This window comes from Mycolicibacterium neworleansense, from assembly GCF_001245615.1.
Lineage (GTDB): Bacteria > Actinomycetota > Actinomycetes > Mycobacteriales > Mycobacteriaceae > Mycobacterium > Mycobacterium neworleansense.
Map to the genome: position 1 here is coordinate 2,956,829 of NZ_CWKH01000001.1, position 17,909 is coordinate 2,974,737.

19 protein-coding genes and 1 pseudogene are annotated in these 17,909 nt (G+C 66.3%); 10 read left to right on the top strand and 10 right to left on the bottom strand.

The window, feature by feature from the left end:
* Nucleotides 1-34: 34 nt before the first annotated feature.
* From BN2156_RS14110 to BN2156_RS14140, 7 genes are read left to right on the top strand one after another with little or no spacing between them, the layout of a single operon-like run.
* On the top strand, nucleotides 35-1,246 hold the full coding sequence (locus tag BN2156_RS14110; RefSeq protein WP_090514786.1) for a cytochrome P450: 1,212 nt from the start codon (nucleotides 35-37) through the stop codon (nucleotides 1,244-1,246).
* Nucleotides 1,247-1,295: 49 nt separating this feature from the next.
* Nucleotides 1,296-2,681 (top strand): glutamine synthetase family protein, encoded by a 1,386-nt coding sequence (locus BN2156_RS14115; protein WP_090514789.1) that lies wholly within the window; start codon nucleotides 1,296-1,298, stop codon nucleotides 2,679-2,681.
* Nucleotides 2,678-3,379, top strand: a complete 702-nt coding sequence (locus BN2156_RS14120) for a substrate-binding periplasmic protein (RefSeq protein WP_090514793.1) — start codon at nucleotides 2,678-2,680, stop codon at nucleotides 3,377-3,379. Before BN2156_RS14115 ends, BN2156_RS14120 begins: the two co-directional genes overlap by 4 nt.
* Nucleotide 3,380: 1 nt before the next feature.
* Complete coding sequence (locus BN2156_RS14125) at nucleotides 3,381-4,097, top strand: gamma-glutamyl-gamma-aminobutyrate hydrolase family protein (protein ID WP_090514796.1); 717 nt, start codon at nucleotides 3,381-3,383, stop codon at nucleotides 4,095-4,097.
* Nucleotides 4,094-4,885 (top strand): gamma-glutamyl-gamma-aminobutyrate hydrolase family protein, encoded by a 792-nt coding sequence (locus BN2156_RS14130; RefSeq protein ID WP_090514799.1) that lies wholly within the window; start codon nucleotides 4,094-4,096, stop codon nucleotides 4,883-4,885. Before BN2156_RS14125 ends, BN2156_RS14130 begins: the two co-directional genes overlap by 4 nt.
* On the top strand, nucleotides 4,885-5,841 hold the full coding sequence (locus BN2156_RS14135; protein WP_090514802.1) for a PDR/VanB family oxidoreductase: 957 nt from the start codon (nucleotides 4,885-4,887) through the stop codon (nucleotides 5,839-5,841). Before BN2156_RS14130 ends, BN2156_RS14135 begins: the two co-directional genes overlap by 1 nt.
* A 25-nt stretch (nucleotides 5,842-5,866) precedes the next feature.
* Entirely contained in the window at nucleotides 5,867-7,213 is a 1,347-nt protein-coding gene (locus BN2156_RS14140) for an NAD-dependent succinate-semialdehyde dehydrogenase (RefSeq protein ID WP_090514805.1), read from the top strand.
* Between the two features lie 12 nt (nucleotides 7,214-7,225).
* Here the strand turns inward: BN2156_RS14140 and BN2156_RS14145 are convergent, their stop codons facing one another.
* A complete protein-coding gene (locus BN2156_RS14145; RefSeq protein WP_090514807.1) occupies nucleotides 7,226-8,197 on the bottom strand; it encodes an MBL fold metallo-hydrolase in 972 nt (323 codons plus the stop codon).
* Entirely contained in the window at nucleotides 8,194-8,766 is a 573-nt protein-coding gene (locus BN2156_RS14150) for a carboxymuconolactone decarboxylase family protein (protein WP_090514809.1), read from the bottom strand. Before BN2156_RS14150 ends, BN2156_RS14145 begins: the two co-directional genes overlap by 4 nt.
* A gap of 167 nt (nucleotides 8,767-8,933) precedes the next feature.
* On the opposite strand from BN2156_RS14150, the gene BN2156_RS14155 reads away from it, so the two are divergent.
* On the top strand, nucleotides 8,934-9,482 hold the full coding sequence (locus BN2156_RS14155) for a TetR/AcrR family transcriptional regulator (protein WP_090515920.1): 549 nt from the start codon (nucleotides 8,934-8,936) through the stop codon (nucleotides 9,480-9,482).
* Between the two features lie 10 nt (nucleotides 9,483-9,492).
* Here BN2156_RS14155 and BN2156_RS14160 read toward each other — a convergent pair whose 3' ends face one another.
* The 5 genes from BN2156_RS14160 to BN2156_RS14180 are packed head-to-tail and all read right to left on the bottom strand — an operon-like array spanning nucleotide 9,493 to nucleotide 13,673.
* The gene (locus BN2156_RS14160) at nucleotides 9,493-10,290 is read right to left on the bottom strand and encodes an ABC transporter permease (protein ID WP_090514812.1); all 798 of its coding nucleotides are present in this window, start codon (nucleotides 10,288-10,290) and stop codon (nucleotides 9,493-9,495) included.
* Nucleotides 10,287-11,435: an ABC transporter substrate-binding protein gene (locus BN2156_RS14165; RefSeq protein WP_090514815.1), complete on the bottom strand. Its 1,149-nt coding sequence runs from the start codon at nucleotides 11,433-11,435 to the stop codon at nucleotides 10,287-10,289. The genes BN2156_RS14160 and BN2156_RS14165 overlap by 4 nt, the downstream gene beginning before the upstream one ends.
* Complete coding sequence (locus BN2156_RS14170; RefSeq protein ID WP_090514818.1) at nucleotides 11,432-12,148, bottom strand: ABC transporter ATP-binding protein; 717 nt, start codon at nucleotides 12,146-12,148, stop codon at nucleotides 11,432-11,434. The genes BN2156_RS14165 and BN2156_RS14170 overlap by 4 nt, the downstream gene beginning before the upstream one ends.
* Nucleotides 12,124-13,146: an acyl-CoA dehydrogenase family protein gene (locus BN2156_RS14175; protein ID WP_090514821.1), complete on the bottom strand. Its 1,023-nt coding sequence runs from the start codon at nucleotides 13,144-13,146 to the stop codon at nucleotides 12,124-12,126. Before BN2156_RS14175 ends, BN2156_RS14170 begins: the two co-directional genes overlap by 25 nt.
* Nucleotides 13,143-13,673: a DUF4242 domain-containing protein gene (locus BN2156_RS14180; protein WP_090515922.1), complete on the bottom strand. Its 531-nt coding sequence runs from the start codon at nucleotides 13,671-13,673 to the stop codon at nucleotides 13,143-13,145. The genes BN2156_RS14175 and BN2156_RS14180 overlap by 4 nt, the downstream gene beginning before the upstream one ends.
* Nucleotides 13,674-13,767: 94 nt before the next feature.
* On the opposite strand from BN2156_RS14180, the gene BN2156_RS14185 reads away from it, so the two are divergent.
* Together BN2156_RS14185 and BN2156_RS14190 are read left to right on the top strand one after the other, a co-directional pair.
* Nucleotides 13,768-14,367, top strand: coding sequence for a TetR/AcrR family transcriptional regulator (locus BN2156_RS14185; protein WP_090514824.1), 600 nt, complete (start codon nucleotides 13,768-13,770; stop codon nucleotides 14,365-14,367).
* A 209-nt stretch (nucleotides 14,368-14,576) separates the two neighbouring features.
* Complete coding sequence (locus BN2156_RS14190; protein WP_090514827.1) at nucleotides 14,577-15,617, top strand: LLM class F420-dependent oxidoreductase; 1,041 nt, start codon at nucleotides 14,577-14,579, stop codon at nucleotides 15,615-15,617.
* Nucleotides 15,618-15,793: 176 nt separating this feature from the next.
* On the opposite strand, the gene BN2156_RS14195 is transcribed toward BN2156_RS14190, so the two are convergent.
* The 3 genes and pseudogenes from BN2156_RS14195 to BN2156_RS14205 form a co-directional block, all read right to left on the bottom strand.
* The gene (locus BN2156_RS14195) at nucleotides 15,794-16,450 is read right to left on the bottom strand and encodes a TetR/AcrR family transcriptional regulator (RefSeq protein WP_090514829.1); all 657 of its coding nucleotides are present in this window, start codon (nucleotides 16,448-16,450) and stop codon (nucleotides 15,794-15,796) included.
* A 112-nt stretch (nucleotides 16,451-16,562) separates the two neighbouring features.
* Nucleotides 16,563-16,697, bottom strand: a pseudogene (locus BN2156_RS14200) (ferredoxin); the annotation flags it as partial.
* Nucleotides 16,694-17,836, bottom strand: coding sequence for a 3-ketosteroid-9-alpha-monooxygenase, oxygenase component (locus BN2156_RS14205; RefSeq protein ID WP_162839235.1), 1,143 nt, complete (start codon nucleotides 17,834-17,836; stop codon nucleotides 16,694-16,696). The pseudogene BN2156_RS14200 and the gene BN2156_RS14205, both read right to left, overlap by 4 nt.
* Between the last annotated feature and the right edge of the window lie 73 nt (nucleotides 17,837-17,909).

The following is a 17,909-nucleotide window of genomic DNA, read 5'->3' on the forward strand; positions in this document are numbered from 1 at the left end:
TCAGCCAAATTACGATCACCAAAGGAGAGTCGCCATGACTCCGAACACCATCGCCGCCGGCACCGGCACCGAGGCGCCTCGCCTGCAGGTCACCGATCCCTCATTCTCGATCACCTCGGACGTGGTCCACGATGCCCGTGAGGCCAGCTGGTTCGCCCATACCGAGTACGGGATCGCCGTCCTGCGCTACCACGAGGTCAGCGAGCTCATGCACCATCCGAGCCTGCGCCAGGGCAGCGTGCACTGGCCGTCCCACAACGGGGTCACCGCCGGCCCGTTCCTGGATTGGTGGAACAGCTGGATCCTCAACAAGGAGGGCCAAGAGCACCGCCGACTGCGGACGCTGCTCAACCCGGCGTTCTCCAAGCGGTTGATCAAAGGCCTGGTGCCTCGATTCCAGGCGCTGGCAGGCGAACTCATCGACGCCTTCGCCGAGCGGGGCGAGTGTGAGTTCATCTCAGAGTTCGCCGATCCGTACGCCGCCCGGGTCATCGCCATCATGCTCGGCCTGCCCGAGTCGGAGTGGGAAATCATCGCCCGCGAATCCGCCACCATCGGGCTGGCGATGGGCATCACCTTCAAACAGGAGCTGCCGCGGATCGAAGCCGCCCTGGCCACGCTGTTCGAGTACGCCGATGCCGCGATCGCCGACCGCGAGGCCAACCCGCGCGACGATTTCACCACCACGCTGGTGCAGGCGAAGAACGACGGTGGCCTGTCCACCGACGAACTGCGCGATGCCTTCGTGCTGATGATCTTCGGCGGTTACGACACCACCCGCAACCAACTCGGCCTGGCGATGCGGAGCTTAATCGACCACCCCGCACAGTGGGATCTGCTCGCGCAGAATCCCGCTCTGGGCGGCAAGGCGGTCGAGGAGGTGATGCGGACCAACCCGACCGTCCGCTGGGTGACCCGCGAGGCCACTGAGGACTTCGAATACCAGGGACTGGCGATCAGCGCCGGAACCACCGTCCACCTGTTCAGCGAATCATCGGGCACCGATCCACGGGTGTTCGGGGAGCCCAGCTTCGACATCGCCGCAGACCGCAAGCCGCACTTCGGTTTCGGTGGCGGAGCGCACCACTGCCTGGGGCACTTCGTCGCCCGCGCCGACATGGCCGAGGCGCTGCCGCTGCTGGCCCGCCGGCTGCGTGACCCGAAGCTGCTCGACGGTGCCGACTGGATGCCCGACTCGGGCAACACCGGCGCGAACAAGCTCCCGATCAGCTTCACCCCGGCCTGAGCGGGCCATCCAATCCAACCACCACACTCATCCCGAAAGGTCCGCGTCCATGAGCACAACAGCGCTCGACCAACACCGTGAGGCCAATTCCGCACCCGGAGCCCTCGATGCCGCACTCGCGGCGATCGAGGAGTACGGCGTGGAGTTCGTCTACTTCCAGGCTGTGACGATCACTGCGAGAGTCGTCGGAAAAGTCGTTCCCGCCGACCAATTCGCCCGGTTGGCGACCCGCGGGGTCATGCAGCACCGCACCGCCATCGCCAACTTGCAGACCACCCGCGAGGGCGTCCTGCTCGGCGGCGGCGTCGGCGCGGCCGAGTACTGCGCGATGCCCGACCTCGACACCTTCTCGGTCCTGCCCTGGGACCACAAGACCGCACGCGTCTTCTGCAGCCTGTATGAGCCCGACCACGTGATGGTCGATCCCGGCGCTCCCCTGCCGACCGACACGCGCGGCCTGATGAAGCGACTGCACGCCGCGTTCACCGATCGCACCGGGCTGGAACTGCGCACCGGCACCGAGCCCGAGATGACCTGGGAAGGACCGGGATTCATCACTTCATCACGCCCCGACTCGAGCCCGGCCTATCACATCGAGCACCTTGAGCGATACCGCGCGATCTACCAGAAGGTGATCACCTACGCGAAGTTCATGGGCTTCCAGATGGTCGAAGGCGACTTCGAGGACGCCGGCCAGGTCGAGCTCAACTGGATGTTCGACCACAGCGACGCAACGGCCGACCGGCTGATGACCTACCGGCAGATCTGTAAGCAGGTCGCCCGGGAGCTCGGAATCGAGGCGAGCTTCATGCCCAAGCCCGGCCAGGGTTACATGGGCAACGGCTGCCACCACAACTTCAGCCTTTGGCGCGGCGGCGTCAACATCCTGGCCGACGAAGGTCGCCACGATCTGCACCTGACCGAGGAAGGACAGTACGCCCTGGGCGGGCTACTCACCCACACCCCGGGCGCGATGCTGATCATGGGGTCAACGGTCAACTCCTACAAGCGATACTGGGACGCGGGTCAGTTCGCCCCGTCGAAGATCAACTGGGGCCTCGACAACAAGACCTGCACGGTGCGCCTGTCGGCCAATGGCCGGCTCGAGTACAAGCTTCCCGATGCGGCATGCAACCCGTACCTGACCCACGCGGCGATGCTGGTCTCCATCGACGACGGCCTGAAGAACCAGATCAACCCCGGCGCACCCACCGTCGGCTCGAGCTACGAGTGCACGGACGCCGAATTGTTCGGAGAACTGCCGCTCACCCTCGGCGACGCCCTGGCGGCGTTCAAGGCCGACGACTACTTGATCAATGCGCTGGGCGCCCCGTTGGGGAACCTGTTACTGGAGTACAAGACCGACGAGTGGGCGCGGTTCAACAGCTCCATCACCGACTGGGAGCGCAACATGTACTGGGAGGACACCCCGTGACCGAGCCGTTGCGCCTGGCCTGCATCGACGCCGACGCTCCGCCGCTGTTCGGGCTCGCCTCGGCCCCCGGCGGCCGGTCCGGATACGAGCCGGCCGTGGCCGAACTCCTTGCGGCCGAACTGGACCGGCAACTCGAGTGGGTCATCATGCCGTGGGGCGACATGCTGCCCGCTGCCCGCGACCATCGGGTGGACGGTGTGCTGTGCGGGCAGGGCATCATCCCCGCCCGCCTGGAGCAGGCCGATTTCACCCGGCCGTACGGGATCTTCCACGAAGGCATCCTGATGCGCCGCGGCGAGGGCGTGCCCAACCCCGCGGGCCTGGCCGGCAAACGGATCGCCGCCATCCGCGCCTCGGCAAACTACAACCTGGCCGCCTCGTTCACCGGGGCCGAGGTGATCGAGTTCGAGTCGGAGCACGTCTACGAGGACATGCTGGCCGCCTTGCGCTCGGGTGAGGTCGACGCCGTCTGTGACGACGACGTCGTGTTCGTCCCGCTCGGCGACTCCGATCCGGACTTCGAGCTCGCCTTCGTGGTCAAGACCAACAACCCGTGGGGCATCGCCGTCGCCAAGGACCGGCCCGAAACCCTTGCGGCCCTTGATGGTGCACTGGCCCGGATCATCGCCGACGGAAGGCTGAAGTCGGCGTGGGCGCAGTGGCTGCCGACGCTGGACTACCCCTTCGAGGTGAGCTGACATGCGACCACTGATCGCGGTGCCGGGACGGCGCGCGGCCCGCGTGCCGATCCTGCGCTTCAGCGCGACGCTGGCCGCAGAGGCCATCTGCGAGGCGGTGTGGGCCGGCGGCGGTGAACCACTCGTGCTGCACGGACCGGACGGCGCGCCTGCCGCCGAGCTGGCCGACCGACTGGCCCGGTTCGACGGCATCTGTATGCCCGGCGGAGCTGACCTGGACCCGCGGCACTATGGCCAGGAGCCCGTCGCGGAGACCGAAGATCCTGTGGCACACCAGGATGCGTTCGACATCGCGGTGATGTCCTGTGCCGTGCGGCTCGGCATCCCGACGCTGGCGATCTGCCGCGGTATGCAGATCCTCAACGTGGTGCAGGGCGGAGATCTGATCCAGCACCTACCACCGAGCGACGTCGCACACGGGAACGCCGTGCACGACGTGGTGGTGGCCGAGGGCAGCCGGCTGATCGAGGTCGTCGGGTCCGCCCGGGTCCCGGTGTCGTCGTATCACCACCAGGCGGTCGGGGTGATCGGTGCCGACCTGCGGATCGTCGCCACCGCCGACGACGGGTGCGTGGAAGCTCTCGAACACACCGGCGGGAATGTGCTTGCCGTGCAATGGCATCCCGAGGATCTGCATGCATCCTCGCGCACTGACGCTGCGCTTTTCGCCGACCTCTCCGAACGAGCCGCCAAATCCAGGATGGAGGCCTTTGTATGAACAACCCCGTCGTCCTGCGCGACGAGGTCGAACCGTCCGGCACACGTTCCCGGGAGCCGGGACGGCAGCACATCGCGGTGTTGGTGTCACTGAACTTCCCCGATCTCACCGCATCGGTCGCGGCGCTGCACCGCCGCTTCACCCGTACGGCCCTGACGGCACTGGCCGAGCTCGATGCCAGCTTCGAGCTGGTGGACACCTCCGAACCCGGGTCCGTCGACGTGGTCGTCGATGCCGACGGCCTGCTGGTGCTCGGTGGTGGCGACATCGCCGCGGCCTGCTACGGCGGGCTCGACGGCACACTGCCGAACTCCTATGGGGTCGACGAACAAGCGGACCGCGTCAGTCTCGACATGATCCGGGCCTACGTCGATGCCGGTCGGCCGGTGCTGGGCATCTGCCGCGGTTCGCAGCTGATCAACGTCTGCTACGGCGGCACCATCATCGGGGACATCACCGACTACCAGCTGCACCGCGGCGGGCCGGGCGAACACCTTTTCATCGACGAGAAGGTCGAGGTACTACCCGGGACCCGGCTGGCCGTCATCCTGGGGGCCGGCCCCCTCGTCGTCCGGTCCGGACACCACCAGGCCGTCGATGAGGTGGCAGATGAGCTCGTCGTCGCCGCCCGGGCTCTCGACGGCATCGTCGAAGGCGTTGAGCACCCAACGGACTGGGTGCTGGGTGTCCAGTTCCACCCGGAAGACGACGACGGCCCCCTGGAACCGCTGTACCAGCTGCTTGCCGGCTTCATCGCCGCCGGTCAGCCCGACCTGGGAGCCCGATGATGGAAAACAGCATCGTCGTCCGGATCGCCGAGATCCAGGTCGAGACACCGGAAATCCGAGGTCTGCGCCTGGAGCAGCTCGACGGGTCCCCCTTCAGCGAGTGGCGTTCCGGTGCCCACATCGACGTGACCGGGCCCACCGGGGTGCTTCGCCAGTATTCACTGGCCGGCTCGCCGAAAGACGATTCGTCGATGTGGGTCGCGGTGAAAAAGGAAGGGACTCAGGGCGGGTCAGCCGCCATGCACGAGCTCAAGGTCGGAGACCACCTGAAGATCAGCAAGCCGCGCAACATGCTCGGCATCGTCCCCGAGGCGACCAAGCACATTCTGATCGCCGGCGGTATCGGCCTCACGCCGCTGATGAGCATGGCTTTCGAGCTGTACAGCTGGGGCGCCGACTTCGAGCTGCACTACTTCGCCCGGTCACGGGAGGAGATGGCTTTCGACGACTTCCTCACCGAACGAGTCGAATACCGCGAGTTCGTCACCCTGCACATCGGCGTACCGCGAACCGAGCAGCCCGCGCTGTTCGAGCAGATGGCATCGACCATCTCGGCCGAGACACACATATACACCTGCGGCCCAGAAGGGTTCATGGACCAAGTGGTTGCCGCATTCACCCCCGCCGTCGGTGCCGATCACATCCACCTCGAGGCCTTCACACCGAAAGAAGTCGACACATCCGGCGACAAGGCGTTCACCGTCGAACTGAACACCGGTGAGGTGTTCGAGATCCCGGCCGACCGCTCGATTCTCGACGTACTCGAGGAAGCCGGTTGCGACGTGTTCAGATCGTGCGGGGAGGGCATCTGCGGATCCTGCGTCTCCGGTGTCGTCGAGGGCGTTCCGGATCACCGCGACAACTGCCTGTCGGCAACCGTCAAGGCCAACAACGAGGAAATGGCGCTGTGCGTATCCCGCTCTCTCAGCGACAAACTCGTCATCGAACTGTACTGACCACGCAAAGACTGGAGAACCACCAATGAGCCTGTACGTCGTGACCGACCCAGCCACCGGCGATGTCGTCAAGGAGTATCCGACCGCCACCGACACCGAGATCGACAATGCCCTGTCGGTTGCCGTGACAGCGGCCAAGACGTGGGCACGCGAGACGACCGTTGCCGAGCGCGCAGCCCTCATCCGTCGCATCGGAGAGTTGCATGCCGAGCGCGCCGACGAACTCGGCGCGATCATCGTCCGTGAGATGGGCAAGCCGCTCGGCGCCGCCATCGGCGAAGTGAAGTTCAGCGCCTCGATCTACGAGTACTACGCCGACCACGCCGAGGAGCTCCTGCGCGACCAGCCGATCGAACTGCTCGACGGCACGGGCGAAGCGGTGATCACGAACAGCCCCTACGGTGTCCTCCTGGGGATCATGCCGTGGAACTTCCCGGCCTACCAGGTCGCCCGGTTCGCCGGCCCCAATCTGTGTGTGGGCAACACGATCCTGCTCAAGCATGCCCCGCAGTGCCCGGAGTCGGCCGCGGCAATCCAGCAGATCTTCGACGACGCCGGTTTCCCGGCCGGGGCGTACGTCAACATCTACGCCACCAACGAGCAGGTGGCCAAACTCATCGAAGATCCACGGGTGGCTGCGGTTTCGCTGACCGGCTCCGAGCGGGCCGGTGCAGCCGTCGCCGAGATCGCCGGACGCAACCTGAAGAAGGTCGTCCTGGAACTGGGTGGTTCGGACCCGTTCATCCTGCTGTCCACCGACGATCTCGACGACACCGTCGCCAAGGCGGCGGCGGCCCGCCTGGACAACACCGGGCAGGCGTGCAACGCCGCGAAGCGGTTCATCGTGGCCGACGACCTCTACGACGCGTTCCTGGAGAAGTTCACCGCGGCCGTGCTCGCCGCTGCCGACGACATCACCCCGCTGTCATCGGAATTGGCCGCCGATCGATTGCAGGCACAGGTGGACATCGCCGTAGAACAAGGCGCGACGCTGACCAGTGCGGGCGAACGCAACGGCGCGTTCTTCCCGACCGGCGTGCTGACCAACGTCAAGCCCGACAACGACGTCTACCACCAGGAACTGTTCGGGCCTGTCGCGATGGTCTTCAAGGCAGGTTCGGAGGACGAGGCCCTGGCGCTGGCCAACGACACCCCGTTCGGTCTGGGCTCCTACGTCTTCACCACCGACGCGGAACAAGCCAAGCGGGTGGCCGCGAAGATCGACGCCGGCATGGTGTTCATCAACGGCGTCCAGGCCGATGGGGTGGAACTGCCCTTCGGCGGCATCAAGCGTTCCGGCTTCGGCCGCGAACTCGGCACGCTCGGCATCAGCGAATTCGTCAACAAGAAGCTGATCCGCACCGTCGGGTGATGGGCGGCACCGTCACGACGCGGTGGTGTGCTGAGTCAGTTGCGAAGCGATGGACTCGATCGCCTGGCTGAGGTCCAGATACGGGATGTTCGGGTCGCGTTCGTGGTAGATCGCGGTGACGATGACCGGTAGCGTCGCCATGGCTTCCGGATAGTTTCGGATGTCCATTCGAGCGACCGCCTCGGCCACCGGGACACCCTGGTCGTAGAGCCGCGTCGCGTCGGTGTGCAGGTTCGACCAGAATCGGATTCCGCGATCGATGGCCGCGTTGATCTCGTCTTCGATGAGTACAGGGCCGTGCCCTGCGACGACTTTCTGAGCCCCGAAAGAGCGGATACGCTCCAGCGCTTTGATCCAGTTCGGGATCGAACCCGACCATGTGACCGCAACGACGTTGTGAGTCAGCAGATCTCCCGCGTACAACACACCCAACTCTGGCAGATAGGCGATGGCGTCACCGACGGTGTGCGCCGGCCCGAGCTCGTGAAGCTCGACGTCGAGGTTACCCACGCGCAGAGCCTTTTCTCCGGCAAATGTGGTGTCCGCGGGCCGCACCTGCACCTCAGAAAAGTTGAATGGCCGGCCCAGCGGTTCCAGTGCGTGCAGGGTGCCGCCGGGTTTGGTCTCCGTGCCAAGCAGTTTCGCAGTCAGGTCGACATGTTCCTGAGTCATCAGCGCGCTGGCAGCTTCGGTGGTGATGATCTCGGTATCGGCGGAGAACACCTGGTTGCCGAAGAAGTGGTCGCCATCGGTGTGGGTATTGAAGACGTACCGCACCGGCGCAGTTGCGGTCAGTTCGGCCATGCAGGCGCACATTGCCCGCGCATGCTGCACGTCATAGAGCGTGTCGATCACCAGTGCTTCACCGGCGCTGACCACCAGACCCGCGTTGGCCAGACCGAGCGCCTCGTTGCCGGAGAGAAACACATGCGCTCCGCGGCCGAGATCGAACAAGCCTTCCTGAAAAGGAATTTCGTCTGTCATCGTCCGTCCATCATTCGTTCTCGGTCGAGTTTGGCGGTGGCTTGGGCCAGAACGCTCGCGGTATCGACGTCGCCCTCCTCGGGGACGATGCCCAGCGTGTTGATGAACAGCGCGGTCATCACGTAGTGCCCCGTGAGCAAGACGATTTCGGCGATTTCGTTGTCGGAGTAGAACTCCTGTATGCGCGCGGTGTCCGCTCCCCCACCTTTGATCCGCGCCAGCAGCGCATCGACGAAAGCGACGAGCACATCGACCCGTCGGTCTCCGAACGATGTCGCCCCTGACAGCAGGTTGCCGATCGCCGAATCCGAGATTCCGGCATCGCGCGCCTCGCCCACATGGTGGTGGATCTCGTACTCCGCGCTTGTCACCGCGCCGACTCGCAAGATCACCGACTCCCGCGTTTCAGGCGACAACACGCCCGTGCGGAATGAAAGGCCGAGTGCCAGATAGGGCTTCGCGCTCGACCCGGTCATGGCCAGCCCCCGGGACAAGTTGGCCGGAAATAGGTCGTAGACCTCACGCCCCGCGGGATCGAGGTCAGCGACATCTGGCAATCGAACAGCCATGAACTCCCACCTTCACGTGAAATAGTCCGCTCCAGAGCCGGAAAATAAGATACGTTCCGTTCCCTATAGCAGAGAGGCTAGCGCGGACGATTAAGATACGCAACGTGCCTAACCGAAAGGCGACTGCAGAACCCGAGCCCGCATCGCGGCGCCGGGACGACGTGCTGATGTCGGCGATCCGCGACGCCACCTGGGCCGAGCTGACGGATCGCGGCTACGCCGGCGTCACCTTCGAAGGCGTAGCCCGCCGCGCGAAGACCGGCAAGCCGGTCCTCTACCGCCGCTACAGTTCTCGGGCTCAGATGGTCACCGACGCGCTTCCGACCCTTCGCACGCCCGGCGCCCAAGTACTTTCCCAGAATCTTCGCGACGACATCGTGACCATGGTCGAGTCGCTGGTCAACCAGTGGCAAGAGATCGGAATCAACACCTACCGCAGCCTCATCGCCGAAGCCGACGACGCCACGCTGCAGACTTTCCAGACGAAGGTGGCGGCGAAGACCGACCACACGATCCGCGCGGCGCTGGACGCTGCTCGCGAGCGAGGCGAAATAGGACCCGCCAAGATTTCCGACCGGGTGGCACTGAGCATCTTGGCGCTCATGCGAAATGAATTGCTGTTCGCCCGCAACACGATCCAGTCGAGCACCGTCGCCGAGCTGGTCGACGACATCTACCTGCCGGCGATCGACGCGGCATCCCGCAAGCCGTCGTAGAGTCCGCGGGTCAGGCGCGACGGGCCGGGTTCAACAGCCAGCGCGCGGCAGCGTCGAGTAGGAAACCCAGCAGGCCGATGACGACGATCACCGCGACCACCTGGTCGTAGGCCAACTGGTCGCGGGCGTTCAGGATCTGATAGCCCAGACCCGAACGCACCCCGAGCATCTCGGCGGGCACGAGAACGATCCACGCGACACCGAGCGCCAGCCGTATCCCGGTCTGCACGTGGGCGCGGATCGCCGGCAGGACCACCGCGAGCAGCAACTCCCAGCGCGTCGCGTGGAATGAGCGCGCCACATTGAGCAGCCCCGGGTCCACGGCGCGCACCCCGGCCGCGGTGTTCAGCAGCACCGGCCACACCGCGGCCACCGCGATCAGGAAGATCACGGGCTGGTTGCCGATGCCGAACACGGCCAGCGCAATCGGTGTCCACGACAGTGGTGAGATCATCCGCAGGAAGGCGATGATCGGACCGCCGGCGCGTTCGGCGATGCCCGAAGACCCGATCAACAACCCCAGCGGCATCCCGATCACGGCCGCGACGGCCAGGCCGATCAACAACCGCCACAGGCTGACGCCGAGATCGCTGAGCAGCACACCGCGTTCGAGGAGCTCGGCCAGCGCCGGAAAGACGTGCTGCGGCGCGGTCTGACGCAGCACCGATTCGGGTCCGCTGAGCACGGAGGTCGCGAGCCACCACAGCACCACGGCGGCCAGGATCGCGATGGCCGGCGGCGCGAGCCGGCCCCACCAACTCGAAACACCTTCCGACGCCTGGGCTTTGCTGGCGCTGACGACGGTCATAGCGGTTGCACCTGTTCGGTTCGGGTGAGGTCGGCGGCCAGTCCGAAGGCGCCGGCCCCGCCGTGAGTGGTGAGGGATCGGCGGACGAAGTGGTCCGCCACGAGATCGGTGTGCACCGCATCGGGGTCAAGCCGGTCCAGGAACCGGCGGTCGCCGTCGACGACGGTGTCGTGCATGGCCTCGGCGAGGCGGCGGGTGAAGCTCGGATACGGGAAGGGCTGAAACCCCAGGCGCTGTGGCTGCCAGTCCGGATGCGCCAGCGCATAGGGCGGTTTCGGGTAGGTCAGCGCCAGTGCGATCGCCGGTGTCGGCTGCGGGAGATACCTGCCACCGGTCAGCGCGGCCGCCGCGGCAGCGCGGTCGGCGTCGATGCGCAGCTGCGCTGCCACCACCGCGTCGGTGACAGCCTGTACGGCCTGTGGGCGGCTCGCGATGACATCCTCCCGGGTGACCAGCGCACAGCAGGCATGATCCCGCCAGACGTCACCGAGGAAGGTGTGGATGTGGCCGATCTTCTTGATCTGTGCGACGGCGTTGAACGGGTCGGCCACCACGTACCCGCCCAGCGTGCCGTTGGCCAGGGCGGGCACCATGTCCGATGGGCTCATCACGATGAGTTCCACGGTCCGGTCAGCACGGGAAGCACTGCGCCGCAACACCGGTCGCAGACCATGCGCCCGCAGTTGTTGCTGCAGGACGATGTTGTGGATCGACCACCAGAACGGGATGGCCACCTGGGTGCCGGCCAGATCGCTCAGCTCCCGGATGTGCGGTGCCACCGTCAGCGCCGATCCGTTGGTGTGGTTCCAGCCCAACACGCGCACTCCGGCGCCCAGGGTGTAGCGCAACTGGACAGCCATCGGCATCAGCAGGTGCACCACGTCGACCTGACGCGTGATGAATGCCTCGGCCAGCGCGGCCCAGCTGCGGAACAGCACCGGGCGCGCCGGATACAGCCCGGCACTGTGGGCCATCAGGAGCGGTGCGGCATCGGTGATGGGCAGATAGCCCACCCGCAACGCATCCTTGGCGCCCGGCGCGCCGCTGACCGCGCTGTGCGCCAGTCCCCCGATCCCGAAGAGGCCACCGGCAGCGGTCAGTCCAGCCGCTCCGGCCAGCAGCGAGCGCCGGGTCAGCACCGTCACCGCACCTCCACCGTGGCATCCGCGCGATACTGGGCGAGAACCTCACTGCGCGTGGGCGTTCCGTCATTGCCAACTGTCCAGTCCGCGCGGATCCGTCCCCCGTCGAGCAGCACGATGCGCTGCGCCAGCGACAGCGCCTCGTCGACATCGTGGGTCACCAGCACCACTGTGACGTCCAGTTCCCGTGCCAGCTCCCGGAGCCACTCGACCAGATCGTTACGGGTCGCCGGGTCCAGCGCGCTGAACGGCTCATCGAGAAGCAGCAGCTGCGGGCGGGTGGCGACGGCACGCAAGATCGCCACCCGTTGGGCCTGTCCACCCGACAACTCGTCGGGGTAACGCGCGGCCAGGTGGTCCAATCCGAACCTGGTGATGAGCTTCGCGGCGTCCTGGGCGTCGAAGCCGCTGCGCTGCGCGGTGAATCGGCGAGCGAAGGCCACGTTGTCCGCGACGGTCAGCCACGGCATCAGCAAGGGCTGTTGGAAAACCACCCCGGTGCGCGGCCGGCTGCCGTCGCCCGACCAGGTCAATGTGCCGGAGCTCAGGGCGTCCAGCCCGGCGCAGATCCGCAGCAGGGTCGACTTGCCGCTGCCACTGGGACCCAGCACCGCGAGAAACTCTCCCGTGCGGATCTGCAGATCGACATCGGTCAGTGCCGGTGTCGCACCGAAATGTCTGGCGCCATTCGCTATTCGTAGCGCGTGAGTTCCCACCGCAGTTGTCCTTCCGAGGGTGATTGCACGGGCAGGAAGGCGGTTTCCCGGAACCGCCGGTTGGCCGCACTTCCCAGGGTGTAGCCGGCGCCGCCGGTCAACGAGAGCTCCAGCCTGGTGATGTCCACAGCCACCCGCGCCGCATCCAGTCGCAGCCGGATCAGGTCGGGCACTTTCGCCGCACCGGGATCCGCAGCCCAGCGATACAGCCGCGATCTGACATCGTCGCCACGCGCAACCGCGTCTTCGAGTTCGATGCCGAATCGGGCCAGCGGGCCGGTGTGCGCCTCGGTGGCCGCAGTCAGTGCCGCTCGTGTGACGCCGACGCAGAACGCCGTCTGCAACAACAGGAACGCCGGCCGGATCCCGGCGACGAACGCATCCAGGTCGGTGGTGAGCACGTGATGTGCCGGAACCCGAACCCGGTCCAGGCGCAATGAGGTGGACGCGGTGGCCCCGAGTGCCGTGAGCGTGGGAGCGGGGTTGACGGTCACACCGTCGGCACCGGCGTCCACGGCGACGACCAGGGTCCGGTCCCCGACGCGGACCGGCAGCACGATCAGGGCATCGGGAAACACGTTGGAGGCCCAGCGAATCGGTCCGCTGACGATCAGGCCTGCGCCGTCGGTGTCGCCGGTGATCGGTACCTGCCCGAGCCCGGCGACCTGCTTGAGCCCGGCCGCCATGGCGGTGACGCCGATCCGCCGTGCTGCGGCGAGGCTGCTGACCTGCTCGCCGAACCCACCGCCGGGCGCCGCGTGCAGGTACCGGATGGTCATGTGATGGGCCCAAGTGGAGAAGCCGACGGCGAGGCTGTTGGCCGATACCTCGTCGATGACGCGCGCCATGTCGGACAACTCGAGGTCGAGCAGCCCAGCCTGGCCGAGTTCGGCCAGATCGGTGCGGACATCGGTGCGCTGCTCATCGAGATCGGCGGCGCGAGCGGCGACGGTGTGCGCCACCCGGTCCAGGACGGATTCCGCGAGCGCGGCGGTCACGGCAGCGGCCCGTCCAATCCGTGCAGGCGGTCGATCGGCGTGCTCACCGCGTCGCGGGCCCGCCGCACCGCGGCCTCGTCGGGCGCGTCGTAGAAACACAGGCATTTGTCCATGTCCTCACGGACATAGGTGCGCAGGAACTGAACCTCGGGCACGTCGGCGTACTTGGGCGCGTTGGCCTTCTTGCGGGCCAGATAGGACTCCATGTCGAGTTCGGCCGGCAGGTCCCACTCGACCAGGTAGCCGGCCCGCGGACGGGCGGCTTTGAGATCCGACAGGTCCGCGCCGACCAACCGAACCTGATGCGGACCCGCGACAGTGGCGGCCGCCAGTTGCGTGGCGTCCAGGGCGGTCGCATCCTCTGCGAATTCGGCGATCGCGAAGACCCGCCGGCGCTGAGCGGTGACCTGAGCCTCGATCAGTTCGCCACCACCCCCGGCGATTTCGTTATCGATCGCCTTGAGCAGCTGCCCCACCGCGGCGGCATCGGTGGCGTCGGGGGTGATTTCGTAGAGGTACAGAGTCACGTGGCAATCCTCGGCATCGCAGGGGTGGAACGGCACCGACAGTCGCATAGACAGACAGGTCTGTCTATTGCACGTTCCGGGCTACGCTGACGGCATGAGCACGCCCCAGACCGCCACCGCACCCAAGGCTGCGCCGTCCTCCGGCACCGTCCCGCCGGCCCAGCGATTGCTCGACACCGCGGCCGAACTGTTCGCCGGCCAGGGCATTCGTGCCGTCGGCATCGACCAGATCCTGCGCGAGGCGGGGGTCGCCAAGGCCAGCCTTTACAGCACCTACGGCTCCAAAGACGCGTTGGTGATCGCCTACCTCACCGATTTGGATCACGCTGATCGCAACCGCTGGGGGCACGCGGTCGCCGGGGTCGACGATCCGGTGCAGCGAATCCTGACGTTCTTCGACCTCGCGTCACGCTCGGCGACCCGGCGCGACTACCGCGGCTGCCTGTACGCCAACGCCGCCACCGAATACCCCGGCGTCGAGCTCGAACCGGTACGGGCACACCGCAAGTGGCTGCGGGCCACACTGACCGGGCTGCTGAACCAGGCGGGCGTCGAATCCCCTGCCGCACTGGCCCGCAACATCCAATTGCTCTACGACGGCGCTCTGCTGGGTTCAAAATTGGAGCGCTCCACCAAGCCGATCACTGCCGCGCGTGCACTGACAGCGGAACTGATCGGGCTGTCGCGGACATAGGCCACGGCATACGAGCGCAGCTGCGCGCCCTGCTCGCCGAACAGTGTTGCCCAACACAACAATAAACTGCTGCCACCCTCGTCGTCCTCGGTTCAGTACCCGCCGACGGCCCCTTATTGACCAATCTCCATTGCATCGCGACATCGGGGTCCGGCCTGCCGTCGGCACCGCACCTCCCAACCAACTGGTTGGGTTGCTACACTCCTGCGATGCGCACTGGCATCTTCCTGAGTTATGCCGGCGGCTTCAAAGAAGCAGCCGACCAAGTCGTCGAGCTGGAGAAGGTAGGCGTCGATATCGCCCTAGTCGCCGAGGCGTACTCCTACGATGCGATCAGCCAGCTCGGCTACCTGGCCGCCAAGACCTCCACCATGGAGCTCGGCACGGGCGTGGTCCCGATCTACACCCGCACCCCGGCCCTGCTGGCCATGAGTGCGGCCGGCGTCGACTATGTGTCCGACGGCCGGTTCCGCCTCGGCATCGGCACCTCCGGCCCGCAGGTGATGGAGGGCTTCCACGGCGTCCCGTTCGACGCACCGCTGGGCCGTACCCGCGAGGTGGTCGAGATCTGCCGCAAGGTGTGGCGCCGCGAGAACCTGGATTACGACGGCAAGTACTACCAGCTGCCGTTGCCCGCCGACCGCGGCACCGGGCTGGGTAAGTCGCTGCACCTGATCAATCACCCTGTCCGGGAGCGCATTCCGATCACCATCGCCGCACTGGGGCCCAAGAACGTGGAGCTGACCGCCGAGATCGCCGAAGGCTGGCAGCCGGTGTTCTACCTCCCGGAGAAGGCCGACGACGTGTGGGGCGACGCGCTGCGCGCCGGAACCGCCAAGCGCGATCCGTCGCTGGGACCGCTGGACGTCATGGTCAGTGCCAGCCTCGCCATCGGCGACGACGTCGACGACCGCCTCGCCTGGGCGAAACCCCAGCTGGCGCTCTACATCGGCGGCATGGGCGCGCGCGGGCAGAACTTCTACCACAAACTGGCCACCCGCTACGGCTACGGCGAAGTCGCCGACCATATCCAGGACCTCTTCCTCGCCGGCAAGAAGGCCGAGGCCATCGCAGCCGTGCCCGATGACCTGGTGCGCAACGTGTCGCTGGTCGGGCCGAAGGGGTTCGTCAAGGAGCGGCTCGCCGCGTACGCCGAGGCCGGGGTGACCACGATGCTGGTGCACCCGCTGGCCACCGATTCCGCCGAAACCGTGAGGTTCTGCGAGGAGCTCGTCTCACTCACCAGCTAGGGGCCGCGGCGCCCGGGGCAGTCCCTGAGAACACTCCCCCCGGGCCTGCCGTCGCTCATAACGGGCCGCACCGAGGAGATGGCGTCATCGAGGCCGCCACGGTGTCCGTGCTGGCCACGAAACCGCAGACGTCCTGAGGACCGGCTGACGACCGCGCAAAACCTGCCGGACCGATGTCAGCCGGACGTCGCGGCCGTAGAACGCTTTCCGAGTGCGGCATTCAGGAGCAACGATTCGAACAGCCGGTTCACGCCGTCCATCTCCTTCGGTTCGGTGACCGACGCCGCGTGCGCGAAACCGTCGACGATCGCACCGATCACCCGCGCCACCTGAACGGGGTCGTACTCCGTGGAGATCAGCCCACCCCGCTGGCCCTCGACGACCGAACGCGCGAGCGCGTCCGTCATCCGCACCCCCTGCCGAGCGAAGCCCGCGCTCAACTCCTCGTGCCGGCGGGCGTCGATCGGTGCGGTCGCCACGAAACCGGCCAGCTCGGGAAACTCGCGGTTGATCCGCATCGATTCGGTCAGCGCCGCCCGCAACAGTTCGTGCATCGAATGCGGACCGGCCATGGCCGGTGCGGCACTGGCCAGGATCTTGCCGTAGACGTCATCGCAGACCGCCTCGAACAACTTGTTTTTCGTACCGAAGTGGTAATAGACCGAGCCGGCCGTCACGCCGGCCATCTCGGCGATCTGATTGTTGGTCGCCGGTCCGTAGCCGAACTGGGCGAAGCACCGGCAGGCCGCATCGATGACCCGCTGCCGGGTGTCACCACTGTCGATGCCGGCGGGCCGTCCAGGCCCGGTCTTGACGGTCTTGGTCGCGCTCATCGGACCATCTTGACGCAGAAATCGGGGTGCCGGGTGACCACGTCAGTTGTCAACGAGCGCCCCGGACGACTCACCCCGGGTGATCTGCCAGCGGCAACACCCCGTCGACAGCGGCCGCCACGGCGTTCCATTGCACGCTGGTCTGTGTCCAACTGCTCTTGCGTGCCAGCACGACGGCACCGCAGCTGCGGCACGACACCGGCATCATCGGCAACTCCTCGAGCCGGGGGTCGAGACGGACGGTCATCGCACCGGCTCGGTGGTGGAGCGGGCGGCGATGTTGTGTTCGATCTCGCGGTTCCAGGCGTCCTGCGCGCCCGTGGTGTCGACCTCGTATTCGAATCGGTCGACCATGTCGGCCGCCACATCGCCCGCGTCGACGTAGAACTGTTCGTACCACCGGCGCAGCTGGTACACCGGCCCGTCTTCCTCGCACAGCAGCGGGTTGTCGATGCGGGCCTTGGTTTTCCAGATCGCCACATCCTGTTCGAAGCCGACCTTCACCCAGTCGCCCAGCGCGACGGCGCTCTGCAGGGCCAGCTCGTCGGACACCCCTTCGGGTTTCTTGACGATGATGCCGTATTGCAGGACAAACGAATTCGCGTCGATCGGGTAATGACAGTTGATCAGCACGCTGTGATGGTCAGCGTCGACATAGTGGTACGTCAGGTCATCGATCATGAAGGCCGGCCCGTAGTACGACGCCACCGATGTGGTGCCGAGCATCGTCGGACCCCCGACGTCCTGGCGATCGGCCCGGGTGTCGGAGTTCATGTACTGCGTTGCGATGTGGCCTTCGAAGATGTTCTTGAAGTGCGTGGGCAGTGATCCATGCACATAGAAGAAATGCGCCATGTCCACGACGTTGTCCACCAACTCACGGCAGTTGGCATTGACAACCGTTGTGTACCAATGCCAATCGGTCCACTGATCGCTGTTCGCGCCTTCGATGCGCGGAATGGTCACGTCGGCCGGCGGAGGATTGCCCTCCGGGTCGTTCCAGACGAACAGCATCCCGTCCTGCTCCAGGGCCGTCCAGGTCGCCGTACGCGCCAGCCGCGGCGTGCGCTTGGCGTACGGCACGTTCTTGCAGCGACCATCACCGCCCCACCGCCAATCGTGAAATGGGCAGGCGATCTCATTGCCCTTGACCTGGCCTTGAGCCAGATCTCCGCCCATATGCCGGCAGAACCCGTCGAGCACGTTGATCCTGCCGTCCCCGCCCCGGAACACCACGAGCTTCTGACCGAAGACATTGATTCCGTGCGGTTTCCCGTCGCCGAGGTCACGGGTCAAACCCAGGCAGTGCCAACCACGAGCGAAACGCGTGGGTGGCGCGTCGGCTTCGATCTCACGTATCTCGTCGATCTCACACTCGGACTCCATCGTCATCGAAAGACCCCTCCGAACTTTCCTCGGCGACTGTTATCCACGTCTCAATCAGGTCTAACACCCGGAC